Here is a 20,513-nt window from a genome sequence, read left to right on the forward strand (position 1 = left end):
TATTTACAAGCCGCCTAAAAACATTTTTTGGCAGTTTATGAGTCTTAGAATACACAAAGGTGACGCAACGGACGCAAAGGTCAGTCTCGAACGTTTACCACTAAGGCACTAAGGGCACTGAGGTTCACTAAGAGTACCCTAAAACAACATCACTTCGCTTCCTTTGCGCTTTTGAATACTACATAAAGAAGTAGTGAAATGCTTCTTCGCGTACTTTGCGGTAAAATGAATGCTGTAAAAAAAACTCTGCACATCCCAAAGCATGGTACACCTAAACAATTCCTAATTCCTAATTTCTAACTCCTCGTCAGTCCACCATCACCCCTACTCTCAACGCTTTCAATCCTGAAACGCCCTGAAGGTCTTCCAGATCAAGGTATTCAAGATCGTCCATTAACATTTTTTCGCCTTGCAGATATTTGATGTAAGAGATGTATTCGTCTGCTTCTTTCTGATTGAAATAGATAAGCGCTATTTTGTTTGGTTGCGTAAGACGCTCACCCGTATCGCGAATATGTACTTTGTCAATTCGTTTTTTAATGATGTGGTAACGGATATTGTAAGCCCCTTCCACATCAAAACGCTTTTCGTCTTTTCGGAAGCGTATATCGATCGGATGTGAGTGAATAAAAATAAGTTGCGTTGTTTCTACATGCCTAGGTATATGCGGCAACAGAGAGTGCGAATACTTGGCCACTGTAACCATTGATGTAAGCTGCATCAGACGAAGATTGCTGAGATACATGTCGTTGTACTGCTTATCGGGCGTAATGGACTGCCCAATATAAATATCATACTCAACACCATCCGTCCTGAACTTTTCAAAGTAACATGGATATGCTTGTTGTATTTCTATCTTCAGCAATTCAAAATAATTATTGAGCGATGAAATCACTGTATTCATCGATCTTTCAAGTTGCCGGCGATTATGGTACGCCTTGCCGGCTTTCTCATCTATCGCACTGAAATATTCATCTGTTACCGCTCTGTAGGCTGGATTGCTTTCCGTGAAATTGATCAGAAAGGGTGTGATATCATTCTCCAGAAAATCATTCAGCCTTACTTCTTCATTGAACTCATTGACTGCAGCTATCTTTTGAATCCATTGCTGGGTAACAAATATCTTTTCGTCGATCAATCCAAATCCTGAACGCTTTTTCAGTTCCTGCAACACCTTTACTAAAATATTGAATTGCACCTGCATGTCTTTGTAAAGGGCCGCGTTACGCTCTATGGTTGAATTGCGAATATCAACTGCTCCGTACAACGGATATACATTTTCGAAAACAATGTCTTCAATCTCCGGATTAGGAACCTGCTGCGATACATCGCGCATATGGTGCCATGCCACTTCATTGAATTTCCATTGAACGGAAGGCTGGATAGCAGTAAACTTTTCCTTTATCACCTTATTCAATCCGTTTCCAAACTCGTCAATGGTATTCTTCATTAACTGGGAAATCAGTGGTATTGCAGGATCAAGGCGCGACAATAAACCTTCAGTGAACACGCCTTCTTTTTTACAAAACACTTCCAACATTCCAACCAGCAGGTTGTTGAAGAAAACCGGAATAAATGCAAAGGAACGAACGCCTGCCAGTTTCATACATTTCAGATAGTTTTCCTTTTCCGTATCCTCTTCACTAATCTCATTATAAAAAACAACCTTCGGATTTTTGAAGTATTTATCAGTCAGGTTTGCATAGGCAGTTTCCATGTGCACAAAGTCTTTTGTGGATCTTACCAGCATACTATTTGTACACGCTTTATCCTTAAAAACGAGTTTGTTGTTTATCTGCAAAAATGGCAACGCCCCAAATTCAATATCCTTGCTACCTATCAGCGTTTTCAAAGCGTTGGTGATCTTTGCATAGTTTTCGCTTTCGTCATCGGAATGCGACAATAAAAGATTTTTAATTGTATCCAGTGCATAAGCAGATGTCACATCTTCCGCGTTTGTGATACCAAAACCTTCAAAGCGGAACATGCTTAGCGGCATGATTTCATGCAGCCTTGCAAGTATTTCATCTTTATCGGTTTGCCTTGATTGGAACAACGTCATATCCAGCTGTGGCAATGGTTTCAACGGAATGATGTCTGTAAATCTTGTATCAGGATTGATCTTGTAATATTTAGCCAATCCCGTTTCTTTGTCGTCCAATTGCTTGATCATTTCCTGGTTGAAAAAGCAGGGAATATCGAAGAATCTTTCAAGTATAAGAGAATAGGACATTTCAGCGTGTCCCTTGCGCAACTCTTCATTGTCCTTTGTGATCGCATTGTTGATCACGCCTTTCGCATTTTTATCAATAATGAGATTAAAGAATGCGTTTGTGCTGTAAAACAATGATGGAACACCGGGTGTGCAAAGCGCCCAGTAATGACTTTCTTCCTCTACTACAACCGGCGACACGGCAGCATATACCAGCTCCAATTGTTTTGAATACTTATACATTTCCTTTACATCAATCGGGCTCAACAATTCCGGATGGCGTTCAAACTGATCAATGATGTATTTGAAGAAATGATTTTTATGCATGTTGTCTTTGTCGTTCCTGCTTTTTAAAAAGCGGATGAATGGCCCGAATGACAATGCAACTTCAACAGTTGAATCAGGCGGCAAATCAGGGAAGACGTTTATTATCGTGTTCTGCATAGTATTAAAATCTAAATCCCATTGTAAAATAAGGATACCAGCCTTCGGGAGAGTATCCCATTACAAAATTAAAAGAGAGCATTGAAGCAGGCGCAAAATAAATGCCACCTCCTACGCCATTGTGCCATTTGTTAGAATTGTCAGGCACTTCCCACACACGGCCGATGTCCCAAAAACCAGTGAGCCCCAATTGTCCCGGTAAAATATAATTGGCAACATCTGCCACTTTTATTCTGAGTTCCAGGTTGTTGTAAAAACTATGCTGCCCTGCAAAGCGATATTGCCTGTAGCCCAGCAAGTTTTCTTGTCCACCGATAAACGCAGATTGATAAAAAGTTGTTTTGCCAACACTTACGGTTCCGCCAAATCTTTCTGCCAGCACGACAGTCGCACGAGGGTTCAAACTCTTGTACAATGCCACCTCGGGTATAAACTGCATGAAATCATTGGCGTATTCACCAATGCCTTTATAGGCCTGTATGCGCAGGCTTACATATGTGCCCCATTGCGGGATGACCTTGCTGTTTCGCTTGTCGCTTAACAACGTTATCTGGCCACCAAGGTGCATTTTGTTTTTATCGATGATCAAACTATCGTAAGAACCGATGTGAGAAGTATTTTCGATAAACCTGCCTTCGTTGTCCTCTGAGTCATAGGCGTAGTAGTACAATGACGGCCCTATGCTCAAACTACCATCCTTTCTGCCATTCCAGCGCAGCGCCGGGTCAAGTTGGTAAGCACCATACCTTGTGCGGTAATACCTTTTATAATCACCTGTTTTATCGTAGACGGTTTCATTACCTCTGCCAAAGAAATTGATCGTGTTATTCGGTGCCCTTACTACTGCCTGTAAAGTAAAATCTGCCTTACCTACGGCATCGATCCATTCGCCATTATATCTTATCCTGTATGCTTTTGTGGAGAACGAATGCCCGGCTACCAACTGATGCATACTTGCGTAAGGAAACTTCCTGAAACCTTCCTGCTTCGTGTATTTGAAGCCTGCGCCAACAATAAGACCATCATCAATATTAATGCCCACCAGCGCCATCGGCATCCAGATATTGTAAAGATTCGTTTGAGTGTAAGATGTATTCAAACTATCATCTGAGATGTGTCGTTTCAACAAAGATGTATCGCCTGTGAAACGTGAGCCATTGTTCTTATCGTACAATTTTACTTTGTTCTTCGAATCAACAATATTATAGCTCTTGCTGTCATCGCCGCCGATAATGCGCAGTTTAACAGCAGATGCCGGACTATTCAGGATCACGCTGTCGTTGCCATCGCCCAGATATAAACGCACTTCTTTAGTAGCACTGGCAGGATAGGTTTTGTTCATTAATTCATCTTTCACCTTACCATCCTTGTTGATCTTCGAAATACGAATGTTCATTCCTTTATCAGGCGCGTCACTTATTTCCACCAATTCATTTTTGTTACTTACCCTTATGTCAACGATCTTTTGAATGAAGTCATAATAATGCAGCATCGTTTCCGGAAGCCTGTCACGGCGAGATCTCAATATGGTAGTCAACTCATCATGCCGGATCGCGTAAGAGGCAGCAGGCAATCGTTTCAGTGATTCTTCTATTACTGAATCTGTAACCGCTTTGGCAAACTTGTCGGCTTCTTTTTTCCATTCTTCCCGGTTGAATTGCATCTCCGGGTAAGCATTACCAAATCTTGTTTTGAACAGCAACCATTTCCAATGCGATATTTCTGCATCGAAATTCCTGAATGTAGGCAACACATATTCTTTCGACACTATCTTAGGGATAAAGCCTTGTACTACGTGGAAAACCTGGTCGCGATCGCGTGGCACAGCGAGATATTCTTTAGCCTTTTTATCGTCATTATCATTGTACCATCGCCATTGATCTTCGTGCCTGTCCCAATCACCCAGCAGCGCATCCAACATTCTCGCCCGTAAAAATTCTTTTGCATGAAGTTGATTGTCGTTGTCCTTCTGCAAATTCTTTTTCATTTTTTCTGAGTTGTCGGATTTGCCCAAAGGCTCTCTTTCTTCCAACAGTACAACAAGATTTGAAAACACCCTGCCATACATACCAAGGTTCTTGTCCGGAGACAATACACCAATAACAGGTGATGCATGCGGCACCTTTACAGCATTCGCAATTGGCGGCACAACTAAGGCGGAGAAAGGATGCTGGCCGCTTGTTACATCATCCAGCCAATCTCTCGCAAACGTTCCTTTCAGTGCATCAGGCAATAACGCGTCGGGCAATTTTTCAACGCTGCGTATCACCCATTCTTTTCCATCTTTATCTTCTAATCGAAGTGACTTTGATTGCATACCACCGCCGAGTTGCAACGGCTTTAAGCCACCGTACAATTCAGAGATGCGCAACACCGGCAGCTTTGTGGGAGCGGCCCATTCTTTTCTGTAATTTTCGCCAAAGAAAAAGCGATGCGTTTTTCCAACAGAATCATACGACGCATGTACACTAACTACAACACTATCTTCTTTTATGGGCACACTGTTTGGCGCAGCAATTTCGTGTTCTGGTGCATACGGTATTGCATACGTGAAAGCCTGGTGTACCGTATCATTTTCGTAGATGTAGTAAGTTACACGCAGCGCTGAGGTATTCAACAGATCAACCGTAACATAACCTTGCGTGGCATCTGCAAACAAAGAGCCCTTTCCTTTTTTTGCATTGGTATGTTTTGCTCCTGCGCCACTTACAACCTGCGTGCCTTTATCTTCAATGAATTGCAAGCCATGTTCATGTCCTGCTACACGCACGAGATTGGGCGCACCCTCAAATACGGCATCTACGCGATTGATCATGTCCTGGTACAATGGATGTTTTAAATCTTCAGGATTGGGAAAAGTAGAACGTAAAAAAGGGTACAGTGAACCTATACCCGGCAGCGGAATGTATAAGTTTTTACTGATCGATGTTAAAGGAAAAATATGATCCTTCCAGGTGAACTTGCCGCCGTGTACGCCATAGCTTTGAAACGGATGGTGCGATGCGAGCAAAACAATCTTGCCCCTGTTGCGGTAACGCATTTCCGCAAGCTTGGCAAGCACATCTTTCTTTGTGTAGCAATCACAATCAGCATCCTCATTGCTTTTATCGAAGGGAAACAACCACCATTCGCTATCAAAGGCAATGATCACCAGATCATTGGTAAGATGTATCTCCACAGGATCGGGGCAACCGTTTGGTGGTATCAACTTCAACAATGAATCATTCTGTTCTTCCAGATACTGCCATTGGTATTTAATTTTCGACAACCCTTTAGGCCCCATCTTGTCCCAGTCATGATTGCCCGGAACAAAATATACAGGTGCACCTTTTGCACGCATCGGCTGAAATTGTGATTGTAATATCTGTTTTGTTTTGTCTGCATTCTTGCTTCCGGGCAGCGCCATTCCGCGGGGGTACACATTGTCACCTAAATACATCACGGTAGTTTTTCCCTGCAATATGTGATTGGAAGCATGTACCAATGCCTTTTGCTGTGCAGGATTCATTTCACCCGCATCCCCAATAAATATTACGCGATGCTCGATGCTGTCTTGTGCAAATAGCAGATTGACACATAAAATAGCTAGTATGGTAAATAGAGATTTCATTTGGTTCTTTGGTGTTATTGCAGTGTGGGATGTACGAAGTACGGTGTACGAAATAGTTTACGGTGTAACATCCAAATGACTTTCGTACATCGTACACCGCACATCGCACATTGTCTATTATTTCTCTTTTCTCTTAAACTTCAAAATATTTCCAGCAGACAAATCATCTCCCTCATTTGATATGTACATGTTGCCTTCAGCATCAAATGCAATGCCTTCCGGTTGATTGAACATGTTACCGTCTAAATGATAAGCGCCCTTCACCTTCCATTCACCGTCTGTAATGACCAACAATTTATTGACCGCCGACAAAATAAACCATTCTCCTGTGATCGGATTTTTGGTTAAGGCAGAAGGCCTGAATCCACGTTTAACCTTGCCGGTAAATGGTTTGATGGACTGCACATCAATTGTAAAACTTCCCGTTTGGTACACAGAGTCACCGCCCTGCAAAATGTAACCGGTTACAAAATCTTTGTTTTCATCAGTCTCGCAGTTTTTGCAAAGCACGTATAGTTTATTTGTTGCCTCCTCCGCAAACAAACCTTCGTATTCACCTTTTGGCAACAGCCCCTTCCATTCTGTTGTGCTGTCTATCTCTTCATACACTGCATCGCCAAAATCTATCACGTAAATACTCCCGCTGCTTTTAAGAATATACACTTTGTTATTTGCAATGCTAACATCTTCATAATCGCCGCCCTTTGCAAACTTTGCATGGTATTGCTTTTTGGCGCCCCATGCCAACCTAAACAATTTACCTTCTTCATCCTGGATCGCGTAAACCGTATCATTTCTGCCTTTGGGGAAACTAATTCCGGAAATTTCCAGCAATGTTTCTGGCATGGTGAAACGCTCAGGTTTTGACAGATCATAATGAGGCGGCATTCCCTTTTGTTTTTCGCCATCATCTCCATCAGCCGAGCCGCAAGCAAACAAAGCGAGCAATGCCATCAGCATACTTAAAAAATATATCTTACGATTCCACGTCATAATTTTCATTTACTTTAAATTTCTTTCGAAGTCGCAGCTTTTCCTTGTGATTACTTCACTAACTATTTGACCGCACTGTGCATAGCGACTCAACTTTTTAATGTGCAAAGAATATCACTGCTATTGTATAAGCAATTACAGAAACAATGACTCCAAACATGAAGACGTTGTATCCTGCACGAAGCAACCTGTATTTGCGCCCCAGCACTACGCCTTGCGAATACACATCGCGTGTAAGGTTGCCATATAGGAACTCACGATCGCTCATCATGTATTGCATTGCATCGCTGTACTCTTCATAATTCATGCGATAGAAATTACCGAAGAACAGGAGGTTCACTTTTTTATCTGCAATATCCTGTGGTGTAAAAGTTCCCGGAGGTATAGATGGGCGTGTTGACAAAATAGACAGCGTCATTGTTACTACACACACTGCCAGCAACAATATGGTCGGAATGATGAGATGGTGGTTATCTTCCAGTTTTCGCAACATTACACTTAGCAGCACGGATAAAATGATGGATGTTGTCGTGATCATGATATGCGCTTTGTTGTCGGCCATATCACTAAGTCGCTGATGATTGTTAGAAGTAATGCGAAACATTGTTTCAATGCCTCTTTCCGGTCTGTCTGGTTTCTGTTTTTTGGTTTCCGTTGGGGCCGGTTGTTCTGCAACCTCCGCATGGTTTGATTTTTTCACTTTCTTGTGTTTGTTTGGTTCGTCTTCTGCTTCTTTGCTTTTCAGTTTTTCCAGGTTCTGTTTTTTTACGGGATCGAGAAATATATGCGCATAATCTGTATGATAATGATGAAATTCAAAAAGTTTTATCGTTCCTAATCTCCATTCGTGTTTTGATATTTCTTTGCCAAGCCTATGCTCCATTTCTTTTCTAACCTGTTTATTTTGCTCGCTGAACTCTTCCGTGCCTAAATGATAAAGATCCGCATCGCATACGATCTGCTCAAGCAATGTTTGTGGCGCCTGTGGCAGCTTTGTAGCGAGTATGCAATTTTTGACAGCCTCGATAATGGATTGATCTACGGCCCTGGCAAGTAAAAAATTTTCTGCCATTGCGGCGCCCTGCTGTTCATGATCCCTTCCCCCTCCTATCTGATAACCGGTATCATGATACCAGGCAGCAGCGTTTACAATGAACGAATCTTTATCATCAAGCTTATAATAGCGGGCAATTTTTCCGACATTGGCCACCACGTTTTGCGTGTGTGCGAGATTGTGATAGGAATAAATCCCTTTATCGTTCATCTGAAAAAAAACCGTGACTTCATGTTTTATATCTTCTAGTAATTGGGCGTAGTTCATATGAGTGGTTTTGTGGCAATGGCTGAATAACTGAGTAACTGAATAACTGAACTTGAATGTCAACTAGTTCATCATTAATTCAATTATTCAATAATTCAAACCTTCAGTTATTCAGTTATTCAGTTATTAATCTTCGGTAAATTAAAACAATTCAGGAAATAACCTCCTCTTCACTGGTCTCCCAAAACACTGCTTTTGATATATTGCTCCAGCCTGTTGCCTTCCCAGCCAAGGTTATATTTTTCTCCGTTGATGAAAAAAGTTGGCGTGGCATTTACGCCGCTGCGAATGCCGGTCTCAAAGTCGCTGTCTACTTTTTCATACAACATTTCATCATCAAGATCGTAATTAAACTGTTCTATATCAAGCCCCAGCTGCTTTGCATATTTGAGGAGTGCCTCGCGGCTAAGGTCCTGCTGGTTTTCAAAAATAATATCATGCATTTCCCAAAACTTCTCCTGGCGTGCCGCAGCCTCTGTAGCGACTGCAGCAATAGTCGCTTCGGGATGGATTTTAGCTAAGGGAAAATTGCGGAAAATAAATTTAAGTTTGGAGCCAAATGTTTCCTGTAATTTTTTTACTATCGGGTATGCATGTCCGCAATGTGGGCATTGATAGTCGCCATATTCCACTAATTCAATTGCAGCGAAAAAATTCCCCTCGATATGGTCGTGGTCTGAAACCGGCGGTCTTAAAGACATGAGTGTTGTTTTGATTATAATACAATTTAGGGAGGATTATGTTTAGAAGCAACCTTAGGGAGTGCCTGCGGCACCTGTTTGCCACTGGGAAACAGAGGCGCGTTTTAAGGGTGACGTTTTTTTAACCGCAAAGAGCTCAAAGGTTGCGCAAAGGAAACGAAGGTTTTATTATTTGTAACCACCGCCTGCACGAGAGTCTTGGTCGAGAAATTAATGTGTTACACGCAGGAGCTCAGAAAAAATCGCCAACCTGATAAATTCTTAAAACAATTCTTTGCTTCCTTTGCGCAACCTTCGCGCTCTTTGCGGTTAAATGAACCTTGAGCTTCAACTCACGCAATAAACGGCTGTTTCACCAAATCTTGAGGCTACAATTATTTCAGTGCCGTTAGCGTGTTCGGTGAAAAGATTTTGAACAAGCTCGGGATTATTATTGTCTTTTGACAAATGAGAAAGTAGTAAGTGCGTCATGAACGACGGCCTATGATCTCTAAAAACCTGCAGCGCCTGCGCATTCGACAAATGCCCCTTGCCGCCGCGGATGCGGTTTTTAAGAAAATAAGGATAGCGTCCTTTTTCCAGCATTTCCTCGTCATAGTTTGTTTCAAGAAACGCGGCATGGCATTGCTGAAAATGATGGATCAGTTGCTCGCAAGGAGAGCCAATGTCTGTGAAAACACCAATATTGATACTATTGTAGCTTACCATAAAGCTATGTGGATCAGCCGCATCGTGCAATTTTGGAAACGCAGTTACCACCAGTTCGCCAACGTTTATAACAGCATTGCCATGCAACGGCATTACGACATGATCGTTCAGCAAGAGCCCTGCATACTGCAAAGTTGCAGCGGTAATATATACAGGTAGCCGGTATTTTTTTGCCAGTACCGCAACGCCCTTTATGTGATCGGTATGTTCGTGAGAAATAAAAATTGCCCGCACTTTATCCATCGATAAATTAAGCCTGCGCATTCTTTTTTCCGTTTCACGGCAGGAAATTCCTGCATCTATAAAAATAGCGTCCGTCTCGTTGCCCACGTAGTAACAATTCCCGTTGCTCCCCGAATTTAAAGATGTGATGTAGAGTGACATTGAGCTGCAAATAAACGATTTTTTTGGAAGCACCTGCGGCGCTTTTTTTGCCACAGAGGCACAGAGAACACAGAAAAAAAGGAAAGAAAGGTCAACCCCCGTTATTATAAAGGCAGGGAGCTAAAAAAATTTTCTATCTCGGTCTTTTTTCTTGTGTTTCACTTACTATTTGTTCAGTTATTTTTACTTTTTTTCGGTGTTCTCTGTGCCTCTGTGGCAAACAAAAAAAATGCGTCCCGAAGGACGCACTTGCAATTAAACTGTAGATGATAAAAAACTAGAAGCGGAAAGAGATACCGGCTACGAACCTCCTCGGCATTTGAGGTTCGATAGTGGACCAGCCTTTGTAATATTCTTTGTTGGTAATGTTATCCAATTTTGCGGTGATCGTGAATTTATCTGCATTGTAGAACAGAGAGGCATTCAACACTGTGTAAGAAGGCAATGTAAACACGCCTGTTGTTGTTCTGTTCAGAATCATATTTTCACTTGCATAGTTACCACCGAAGCCTGCGCCAAATCCTTTGACAGCACCTGATGTAAACTTGTAAGTAACCCATGCGTTGGCAAGATGTTTTGGACCTGCTTCTTCAGGGCGTCTGTCGATATAATCTTTCGCATCAGTTTCTGTGACCTTGCTGTTGTTAAATGAATAACCCACAATGACGTTCAACCCTGCCACAGGGTTTGCTGCAACATCTGCTTCAATGCCTTTGCTGTATCTTTTACCGCCCTGTATGTATTTGGTGGTAGTTGCTGTGTTTGCAGGATCAGACATCACAATGTCGCTAACCAGGATATCATAATAACTTACTGTTGCTACAACCTTGTTGTTTACCAAAGAAAGTTTCACACCACCTTCAACCTGGTTTGCTTTTTCAGGTCTAAACGTTTTCATACTTGTTTTACCATTATCCACTTCTTCTCTGGGTGCGGTGTTGGAAAAGCCGTTCATGTAATTAACGAACAATGAAACTTTGTCTTTGATTGGCTGGTAAACGATACCAAATTTTGGAGAGAGCGCAGTTTGCTCATATTGATCAGTGCTTGCAGAAGTCATGCCGCCGTTTTTAAAATGATCGACGCGAAGGCTCGCCATTACTGATAAATTAGGCGTGAAGTTGAACACATCAGATGCATACGCACTGTACACTTGTTGGGTAGTGTTTGAGTTAGAACCTGTCGCGCTTTGTAAAGCTGAATCTACTTTTGGCTGTGTAAGCAGATCAGTTTGCGGATCTGTCATTGTTACCATGCCCATACCTACATAGTCTGTACCGTTGCTGATCGTGTTTCTGTTGAAGTAATCGAGCCCTGCTACAATTCTGTTGCGCATGTTGCCAAACTTCACATCACCAATGAAATTTTGTTGAATATCGAACGTATTGGTCGATCCGTTTTGTTTGTTCAGATATCTTCCAAATACGCCCGGAATGTTTGGATAACCAGGGATGTATTGTGAAACTTCATACAGGTAAGAATAATATCCTTCTGATCTTGCAGTGCTTTGAGACACCACAGTTTGCGATGTCCACTGACCTGATAGTTTATAATTCATTTGCGCCTGCAATGTTGTAACCGGATTTTTTATGCTAAGGTTGTTGCTGGTGAAAGACATTTTTTTATTGTAACCCAATTCATCCAGGTTCTTTGCCAGCAAAGGCGCTGAGCGATCGAAGAACAACATCATCGGGTTTGTGCCTTCCTGGCCAAGGAATTCAGCATTCAGCAAAAATGAAAGCCTGTCGCTCACCTGGTAAGATAGTGAAGGCGCAAAGAATCTTATTTTCTTAAAGCCTGCATCCTGGAAACTGTTTTCATTATGGAAGGCACCATTCACACGCAACAACACTTTTCCTGCTTTATCCAATGGCGCATTGATATCAGCTGTAAACCGGTTCAGGCCATAGCTGCCGCCAGTGTAGCTGATGTCTCCACGAAAATTACTGAAAGGCTTTTTTGTTACCGTATTGATAAGACCGCCGTAGGAAATCAAACTGCTTCCATACAATGTACCGGAAGGACCTTTCACCACTTCAATGCGCTCGATGTTGGAAACTTCAAGGCCCCCGTTTGTCAAGCCTGGCAACCCATTCACCAATGTTGGCTGCACCGCAAAACCTCTTAATGAATAGTAGCTTGTACCATCTCCCTCTCTTCCTGTTGATGACCAAAGTTTATCAATACCCGGCGCATTTTTTACTGCTTCATCATAGCTGGATACCAATTGCTCTTTTAGTGTTGCTCCAGAAATCACCGCAAACACCTGCGGATTCTCCATGTTCTTCAACGGCATCTTGGATACGTAATCACTTTCTTTTTTCGTCACCTTACTGCCTGCGCTGACAATCACTTCTTCCAGCTGCTTGTTTGTAATAGTCAGTTTGATGGCAACATTAGCAGTTGCTTTCTCAGTCACCGTTACATCCTGCAACACGTCATTATAACCAACCAATGAAACTTCAAGTTGATAATTACCGGGTTTTATGTTTTTAATAATGAAAGTACCATCATCTTCTGTAGCCACTACTCTCTTAGTACCTTTTACTTTTACCGAAACAGCTACAGCCGCGCTTCCATCGCTGGTGGTGACTTTCCCTTTGATGACACCCGTACCGTCTTCTATTTCGTTTGCAAAAATTACCTGAGTTGAAAATATAATTACTGTGAGCGTGAATAGTAGTCTACAAATCTGCTGGTAATATTTCCTGTGCATAAGCTTTTAATTTGCCAGCAAAATTGTAACGATGACAATTAAATAGAAAACGAGATCGGGAAAAAGGTTTACGCGGAAAGGAAAAATCAATTAATAATTAATAATTAAAAATTAATAGTGCGGTTGCGAGATATTTTTGACTAGCGCGTCCGTGAAATATTTTGAAGTTTACATTTCAACATGACCGCTACACCTATTAATTCTTAATTATTAATTATTAATTCGCCCCGGCGTCACTCCAAACTTCTTCTTAAACGCCGTACTAAAATGTTGCACTGATGAATAGCCGAGATCATCGGCGAGTTCTTTGATGGAGATATTGCCTGAGCCGAGCAAATCCTTTGCCTGTCCTAGTTTGTGATCGGCAAGGAAGCCGAAGACCGTTGTATTAAATACTTCTTTGAATCCTTTTTTCAGCTTGAATTCATTGATGCCTGCTATTTTTGAAAGCTCGCGTAGTGTTGGTGGTTGTTGCGCATTTTGAATCAGATAGTCTCTCGCAAATAAAATACGCTCTTTATCAAAATCTGTTTTGATGATGGATGATGAAGGCTTGCCCAATGCATCTTCATAGGCCTGTGCCTGCAATATGAGTAGCTCAACACATTTTGATTGAAGGAACATTAACTTGAGTCCGCCTGTTACTTTGCAGTTCATTATTTCATGAATGCATTGGTGCATGGCAAGTGTGATGGGAAGATTTTCTTTACAAAAATCCGCGGCCTTGTTTGCTGCCACGCTTTCTGCAAAACTCATGAGCGCCGGACTGCTATTCTTACTCAATTCAAAAAAATATTCCGTTGTAAAATGAACTTCAAAAAATCTGTGCTGCTGTCCCTTCTTATAGTCACCCACTCCTGAAAACTGTGGGGTGTAGTGAAGGTTGTGTTCATTTTCCTTGAATTGGTAAGTTTGACCATTGGCAAAATTTGTCATGGCGCCAATGCCCTTTAAAGTAAAATGCATTTCCACCAGGTCGTGCTGTTCCACAACGTCAAATCTCAGGCGTTTGTTTTCCTTCATTATCATGTCGCCGTACACGATGTAAATACCTGAGAATGCTATTTGCACGAGTTCCGCATCGCCGAAGGGGAAGCTATACTTCTCGCGTCTTTCAGCCACCAAAGGTTTATCGATCGCGTCATAAAAAAAACCACTGCCTACTATAAATTTTTTGCCGCCGGAATCATATACATCCATCGCCATAAAAATCCGTTTTATATAATTTTCTATCCCGTTAGTGTAAAAGAGGAAATAACAAGCAGAATTAATATTGCATAAAATTAGTATTTAAAGAAGTTGCCCGGGTAATAATTATTGTTTCCATGTTGCAACTGCACTATTTGATTACACCATTTAAACCAACATCTATATGTCCACAATACCAAAATGGCTCGCAGATACTGTTGTCAACGTGTTTGATCCCTGGCTATATACGGCAGAGGTTGAAGACATGACCTATCTTTCCCAAGATATCTTGTCGGTTACTTTTACCGGAGAATACTACAGAACCGGATTTTTGCCGGGACACGAAATACAATTTCGCGTGGACGACAACAATTTCCGCCACTACACCATTTCCACGTTTGATGAGTTGTTCGGCCGTTTTACGGTGATATTTTACTTAAACAGAAAAGGCCCCGGAAGCGATTGGGTGACACACCTGGAAAAAGGTGATATACTTAGGTTTCACGCGGAAAGAAGCGACATGCAATACAATAAAAACACAAAGCATCACTTCTTCTTTGGCGATGAAACATCTATTGGCTTATTTCACGGCTTTAAAGAAATCGCGCATGAGCTCGATCATGAGTACTTGGGCGTACTGGAGCTAAGGGAGGAAAATGAATGTGCGTTGAAAGAGTTGAGCCTGTTGCTGGAACGTGTGGAAGAATCCGCGGACGCTCCTGCCGTTAACAGTATTCAATGGATGGAAGATATGCACGAGAACTGCTGGGAAGTTTGGAAGAATGCCACATACTATTTAGCGGGAAGAATATATTCCATTCAGCGTTTTAGAAAATACCTGATGCAAAGAGGCGTAAGCAAAGGACAGATAAGGGTAGCACCGTTTTGGGGAAAGTAGAGACGCATTGAACGCGTCTCTGTAACAGCGAATGAATGCAAAAAAATCAGCGGAATCCTACATCACGTTGTAAACGAATGCACGATAGAAGAAAACGCTTTCATCTATCGGGCATTCGTTTGGGTGTAGCGGAGACGCGTTCAACGCGTCTCTACTATTTATTCAACGTCTTCAACAACAAATCCTTTAACGCAGGCTCTGAAGGTCTTGGAGCGTCTGCACTTACGATCTTTCCTTCCTGATCGAACACAAGGAATCTCGGTATGGTATTCACTTTATAGTATTCACTGAATACATTGTTAGGACCATTCGTGAAAAGTTGTATACCGCCCATTTGCTTTTCAGCGATCATGTTTTTCCACTTCTCTTTGTCCTTTTCAAGATCAGTTGACATGCTTATGAACGCAACGTTTTTATCTTTCAACTCATCTTCCAGTTTTTGCAAATGAGGAAGCTCGCCTCTGCACGGTCCGCACCAGGTGGCCCAAACGTCTACCAATACAACTTTTCCTTTCAGGTCTTTCATGGAAACATTTTTTCCATTGATGTCAGGAAAAGAAAATTCAATTGCTTTTTCACCTGTTGCCAATGTTGCAAGCGTTTTCTGATGCAATGCTACTTTTGCTTTCATTGAATCAGTAACAAGATATTTGCTGTACGGCTCTACAACTGTCTTTTGCAGATCATCAAAAGTTCTGAAGCTACGTAGATTGAAAACAATGAAAGCTCCTTTTATACTGTCGTTGCAAAAAAGATTAACACCGTAGCCAAAATCCTTGTAACTCACTTTGTCTTTTCTTTGGCAATAAGATGCATACATGCCGATCCTTCTTGCACCATCACCCAATTGCAAAATTCTTGCGTCGCAGTATTTTTTATCTTGTTTGATGGTAGCATAAATCGCAGGAAACACGGTTGTAGAATCAGGATGTTTTACTCTTGGCGTTGCAAGAAAATTCATTGCGGCTGCTTCCACATCATCATCAACCACGAAGTCCATCAGGTTGTTGAATTTTTCATTCTTTGTTTTTAGCTGTTTCTTAAATGCAGCAACTTTTGGGGTGAATGCTTCAATTACAGGAAACACGCCCGTATAACCTACTCTGTCTGACCAGAACTGATAAGCCGGTTTTGTGATTACTGTATCAAATTGTTGCCATTTATCAAGCGCGATGTTTTCTGGCGATTGAGTGATCATTTCATAATTATCATCCTTCAAATTAAGGATCATGCTTGTGCCCGGCTTCAGATAAATGCGTGTAGAAATTTCTTTCCCTCCGCCCATGCAATCGCTCACATAATAAAATCCTTCTTTTGGATCCGGCACTGCGAACGCGTAGCTTCCTTTTTCATCCAACACTGCAGTGGCCAACTCTTTGTAGTTGCCTTCGTATGCTTTATAAAGCTTTACATTCTTTACATAAGATCTTGTTACTGTTCCTTCGATAACGGCCATGTTGCCTTTGATCTTCATGGGTGCTTTTGCCTGGGCAAACACGCTGCTTATGCATGCAATTGACAAACTGCATGCAGCAAAAATTGTACGTATCATTATTAAACTTTAAAATTGATTATTTACTATGTTGCAAGACCTGACAGGTTTTTGGAAAGCTGTCAGCTCCGAGTCTCTAATTATTCAACGTTTGAAGCAACAACTCTTTTAATGCGGGTTCTGATGGTCTTGGCGCATCAATGGTTACTACTTTTCCCTGTTTATCAAACACCATGAACCTGGGAATGGCATTTATCTTATAAACAGTTGTAAATCCTGAGCGGAATCCTCCGTCCGCTTTCAGCTGAATGCCTTTAAGATCATTCTCGGCAACAAATGTTTTCCATTTTTCAAGATTCACATCTTCATCGGAAGACAATCCTACGAATACGATATTATCATTACCATGAAACTCATCTTCCAGCTTTCTTAAATATGGTAGCTCTGCCTTGCACGGACCGCACCATGTGGCCCAAACATCTATCAGTACAACTTTCCCTTTAAGATCGGAGAAAGAAACTTTATTTCCTTTTGCATCTTTGTAAGTGAAATTGTAACCCGGCGTTCCTTTCTTAAATTCAGAGACCTTTTTAAACTGATCAGCAAGCATTTGCTTTTGCTCTGGCGTTGTTAAGTATTTACCATACTTGGTTTCGAAATCTTTTAGCTTCTCATAAGACCTGATATAGCTAATGCCAGATGCCATGTACACACCCTTTAAAGTATCATTTGGTATGTAACGGAAAACACGCTCGTAATATTCATTTTCAGTCTTTACGGTATCTCCTTTTAACCTGTCTAGTCTACCCATCACTCCTGTTAGGCCGTTTAGTTCCTGCTGTCCAAAAGGTAAGTTTAGAATAAAACCATCGCGCATCAATTCTTTAAAATCTGTATGCAAAATATATGCGCCGAAATCTTCGGATTTCTGTTCCCATTTGGAGTTGGCAGGCCTTGGAGAATTTACATACCTTGTTGCGTACAGCGCAACATCATTCGGTACAGTCCTTTTTAGTAATGCATCAAATGCAGCATTTCCCGAATGTTGCTTTTTTATCCATTCCTTTGACAGTCCATCAAGACTATCGACAACTGCATAAGCAGCCTTGAAATCAGCTCCGTTCTTTAAAGGATTTAATTTGGTAGCAAGCAACATCTTATTCCATTCAGATAATATTTGATTCTCTTTAGTATTTCCTGCAGCCATTGTATAGCTCGTGAGATCCGTTATATCCATATTTACAACATCGCTCCCTTTCGCATAGAAACAATACTTCGCAATATCGGAGTATATAAATCTTGCCTTTGGGAGTGCAATACCTATCATATAATATCCTTTGTACCCAGGTTTAAAGGAAAATGTAAATGTACTGTCTCCATTGACTAACATTTTAATACTATCTACTTTTTCTAATGTACCCATTTTCACTTTGTATAGCTCCACTATACTACTATCCATTTTCTTCAAGTGAATTGTTCCGTTTACAGTTGTATAGCCTTTTTGTGCAGCTGCAAACAGAGCGCTGCATGAAAGCAATACGACGAACATCAGTTTTTTAAATCCCATACCTGTTGTTTAATTAATTAAAAAACGCTTTTTATTTTCTCAATAGATTTTTATCAATAAATGCCTGATCTTCTTTTCTGTAATGCGCATACTTTTCGTGCAGGCTCAACCAGCCGTGTGCGCCGCCGGGATAGAACATCAACTCGAAATGTTTGCCGGTGTTTTGCAAAGCAGATACCAGCTGCATGGTGTTTTGCATATGCACGTTATCATCCATTGTACCCTGTGTTAATCGCAGCAGACCTTTATAATTTTTTACGTAGGTCATAACATCTGCTTGCTTGTAACCTTCCGGATTGTCTTGCGGCGTGCCCATGTATCTTTCCGTATAAGGTGTATCGTACAACTTCCAATCCGTTACGCTGCCGCCCGCAAGTCCGTACGTAAATACATCGGCGGCTTTCGTAAGCGCGAGACATGTAATGTAGCCCCCGTAGCTAAAGCCTGAAATGCCTATTCGTGTTGAATCAATAAATGGATATTTTTTCTCTAAAAATTTTATAACAGTCGTGTAGTCTTCTATCTCCCACTTACCTAACTGACGATACAAATAGTCCTGTCCCATTTTTCCAAACTGACCCGAACCCCTGTGATCCATTTGGATAGAAATAATATCATCTGTTTTTTCGTTGGCTCCGAATGTTCCGGCAAAACCGTCCTGCACAAAGGAAAAATCAGGACCACCGTAAATCGCAGCCATCAAAGGATATTTTTTTGTTGAGTCGACTTTATCCGGCCAACTGATCCTTACCGGCAACTCAAACCCATCAGGTGTTTTAACCCTTATTATTTCGGAATGGCGACCCAGTGTTTTAAACTGTTCATAATCCTTGCCTTTGCTATCTGCAAGCTCTCTGATTATTTTTCCATTATTATCTACCAATGCTACTTTCTGAGGCTCCGCATAATTGCTGTAAGTAGTAATAAAATAAGATGCATCCGGCGATAACACTACACGATGATTATACTCGCCAAAAGTCAGGCGCTGCATTTTAGAACCATCTAATTTTACTTTGTAGAGATCAGTTCGTGTAGAGTTCTCTTTTCTTGCAGTAAAGTAGATCCATCCGTTCTTTTCATCGGCATAGTTGATTTCCTTTACTGTCCAATTTCCATTTGTAAGCGGCTTGATGAGTTTGCCGTTCATGTCATAAGCGTAAATATGTCTCCATCCTGATTTGTCACTCATTAACAGGAACATATTTTTAGAAGGCAAAAAAGTTATTCGATCGTCTTTATCAAGATCGATCCATGTTTTTTGCGTTTCGGTATAAATGTTTTTGTGTGAGCCGTCTGCAAGATTTACAGATTCAACTTTTAAAGAATCCTGCCTCCTGTTCATCCATTGCACCCACAATCCGCTTCCGTTTGGTGTCCAGTATGGCTGACCAAAATACTGATCTGCTTTTTCGTCAAATGCGGCCCATACAACACTTTTAGCTGCAACATCCGCTATACCAGTTTTCACTTGAGGATTCGCATCACCAGGCTGGGGATAGTGTATCAATTTGTGTTTACCATGTACGCCCTCATCATCAAAATGATCGTACACCGGCACATTGGTTTCATCGAAATGCATGAATGCAATGCGCTTGCTGTCGGGGCTCCACCAGAATGCCTTGTAGTTGGTACCGCGACCAAGTATCTCTTCGTTATATACCCATGCGGACCAACCACTGTACACATCTTTGGAACCGTCTGTTGTTACGCGCCATTCTTTTCCGGATGCAATACTGTACACAAACAAATCATTGTTTCTTGTGTATGCAATGCAGGTTGAGTCCGGAGAAGGAGTAGCGTTCTGTGTATTAAGAATACTATCCGCTGTACTAGTTCTAACTAACACCACCTCACCATCTCTTTTTGAATATTGAACACCGCCGATTATATCATCAGTACTTGCTTTGCGAATAACAACAGTTCCCGTCTTTTTATTTATGGCAATTCTTTCACTTGCAACTACTTTACCTCTAACATACTGTGACGACTGTCCCGTTTTTGCGTCCGTAACAGACAATTGTGTGCTTCCAAAAGTTCCACCGACATAGTGTGCGTTGTCCTGCCAAAAATAATTGGAGACTTGTTTAAAATATTCCGGCTTACTGCCCTGTTGCTGTGCTTTCAATCGGGTACCGGCTGCTATGCAAAGAAGCGCCGCGGATAAGAAATGGTGTTTCAATTTGAGTGATGAGTTTTGAGTGATGAGTGATGAGTTGGGTTTTGAATGATGAGCTATGAGTGATGAGTTTTTGGATACAACTCACCACTCACAACTCATC

Annotated in this window: 12 protein-coding genes; 1 reads left to right on the forward strand and 11 read right to left on the reverse strand. The window is 41.5% G+C overall.

Annotated features, from left to right (window positions below):
- Positions 1-307: 307 nt before the first annotated feature.
- The 8 genes from KTO63_RS18570 to KTO63_RS18605 all read right to left on the reverse strand — a co-directional run bounded on the left by KTO63_RS18570 (position 308) and on the right by KTO63_RS18605 (position 14,295).
- The gene (locus tag KTO63_RS18570; protein WP_217793134.1) at positions 308-2,656 is read right to left on the reverse strand and encodes a GAF domain-containing protein; all 2,349 of its coding nucleotides are present in this window, start codon (positions 2,654-2,656) and stop codon (positions 308-310) included.
- A 4-nt stretch (positions 2,657-2,660) separates the two neighbouring features.
- Complete coding sequence (locus tag KTO63_RS18575) at positions 2,661-6,266, reverse strand: BamA/TamA family outer membrane protein (RefSeq protein WP_217793136.1); 3,606 nt, start codon at positions 6,264-6,266, stop codon at positions 2,661-2,663.
- 117 nt (positions 6,267-6,383) lie between these two features.
- Positions 6,384-7,259 carry an SdiA-regulated domain-containing protein gene (locus KTO63_RS18580; RefSeq protein ID WP_217793138.1) on the reverse strand — a complete coding sequence of 292 codons (876 nt, stop codon included), beginning with the start codon at positions 7,257-7,259 and terminating at the stop codon, positions 6,384-6,386.
- Between the two features lie 97 nt (positions 7,260-7,356).
- Positions 7,357-8,580, reverse strand: a complete 1,224-nt coding sequence (locus KTO63_RS18585) for a Pycsar system effector family protein (protein WP_217793140.1) — start codon at positions 8,578-8,580, stop codon at positions 7,357-7,359.
- 170 nt (positions 8,581-8,750) lie between these two features.
- Entirely contained in the window at positions 8,751-9,281 is a 531-nt protein-coding gene (locus tag KTO63_RS18590; RefSeq protein WP_217793142.1) for a DsbA family protein, read from the reverse strand.
- Positions 9,282-9,608: 327 nt separating this feature from the next.
- A complete protein-coding gene (locus KTO63_RS18595; protein ID WP_217793144.1) occupies positions 9,609-10,373 on the reverse strand; it encodes an MBL fold metallo-hydrolase in 765 nt (254 codons plus the stop codon).
- 277 nt (positions 10,374-10,650) lie between these two features.
- On the reverse strand, positions 10,651-13,089 hold the full coding sequence (locus KTO63_RS18600; protein WP_217793146.1) for a TonB-dependent receptor: 2,439 nt from the start codon (positions 13,087-13,089) through the stop codon (positions 10,651-10,653).
- A gap of 210 nt (positions 13,090-13,299) precedes the next feature.
- Positions 13,300-14,295, reverse strand: a complete 996-nt coding sequence (locus KTO63_RS18605; RefSeq protein WP_217793148.1) for a helix-turn-helix domain-containing protein — start codon at positions 14,293-14,295, stop codon at positions 13,300-13,302.
- A 166-nt stretch (positions 14,296-14,461) separates the two neighbouring features.
- On the opposite strand from KTO63_RS18605, the gene KTO63_RS18610 reads away from it, so the two are divergent.
- On the forward strand, positions 14,462-15,175 hold the full coding sequence (locus KTO63_RS18610) for a ferredoxin reductase domain-containing protein (RefSeq protein ID WP_217793150.1): 714 nt from the start codon (positions 14,462-14,464) through the stop codon (positions 15,173-15,175).
- Between the two features lie 154 nt (positions 15,176-15,329).
- On the opposite strand, the gene KTO63_RS18615 is transcribed toward KTO63_RS18610, so the two are convergent.
- From KTO63_RS18615 to KTO63_RS18625, 3 genes are all read right to left on the reverse strand, one after another.
- A complete protein-coding gene (locus KTO63_RS18615; RefSeq protein WP_217793152.1) occupies positions 15,330-16,727 on the reverse strand; it encodes a TlpA family protein disulfide reductase in 1,398 nt (465 codons plus the stop codon).
- 76 nt (positions 16,728-16,803) lie between these two features.
- Positions 16,804-18,234 (reverse strand): TlpA family protein disulfide reductase, encoded by a 1,431-nt coding sequence (locus KTO63_RS18620; protein WP_217793155.1) that lies wholly within the window; start codon positions 18,232-18,234, stop codon positions 16,804-16,806.
- 31 nt (positions 18,235-18,265) lie between these two features.
- Complete coding sequence (locus KTO63_RS18625) at positions 18,266-20,413, reverse strand: S9 family peptidase (RefSeq protein WP_217793157.1); 2,148 nt, start codon at positions 20,411-20,413, stop codon at positions 18,266-18,268.
- Between the last annotated feature and the right edge of the window lie 100 nt (positions 20,414-20,513).

Source organism: Pinibacter aurantiacus, from assembly GCF_019130065.1.
Classification (GTDB): domain Bacteria; phylum Bacteroidota; class Bacteroidia; order Chitinophagales; family Chitinophagaceae; genus Pinibacter; species Pinibacter aurantiacus.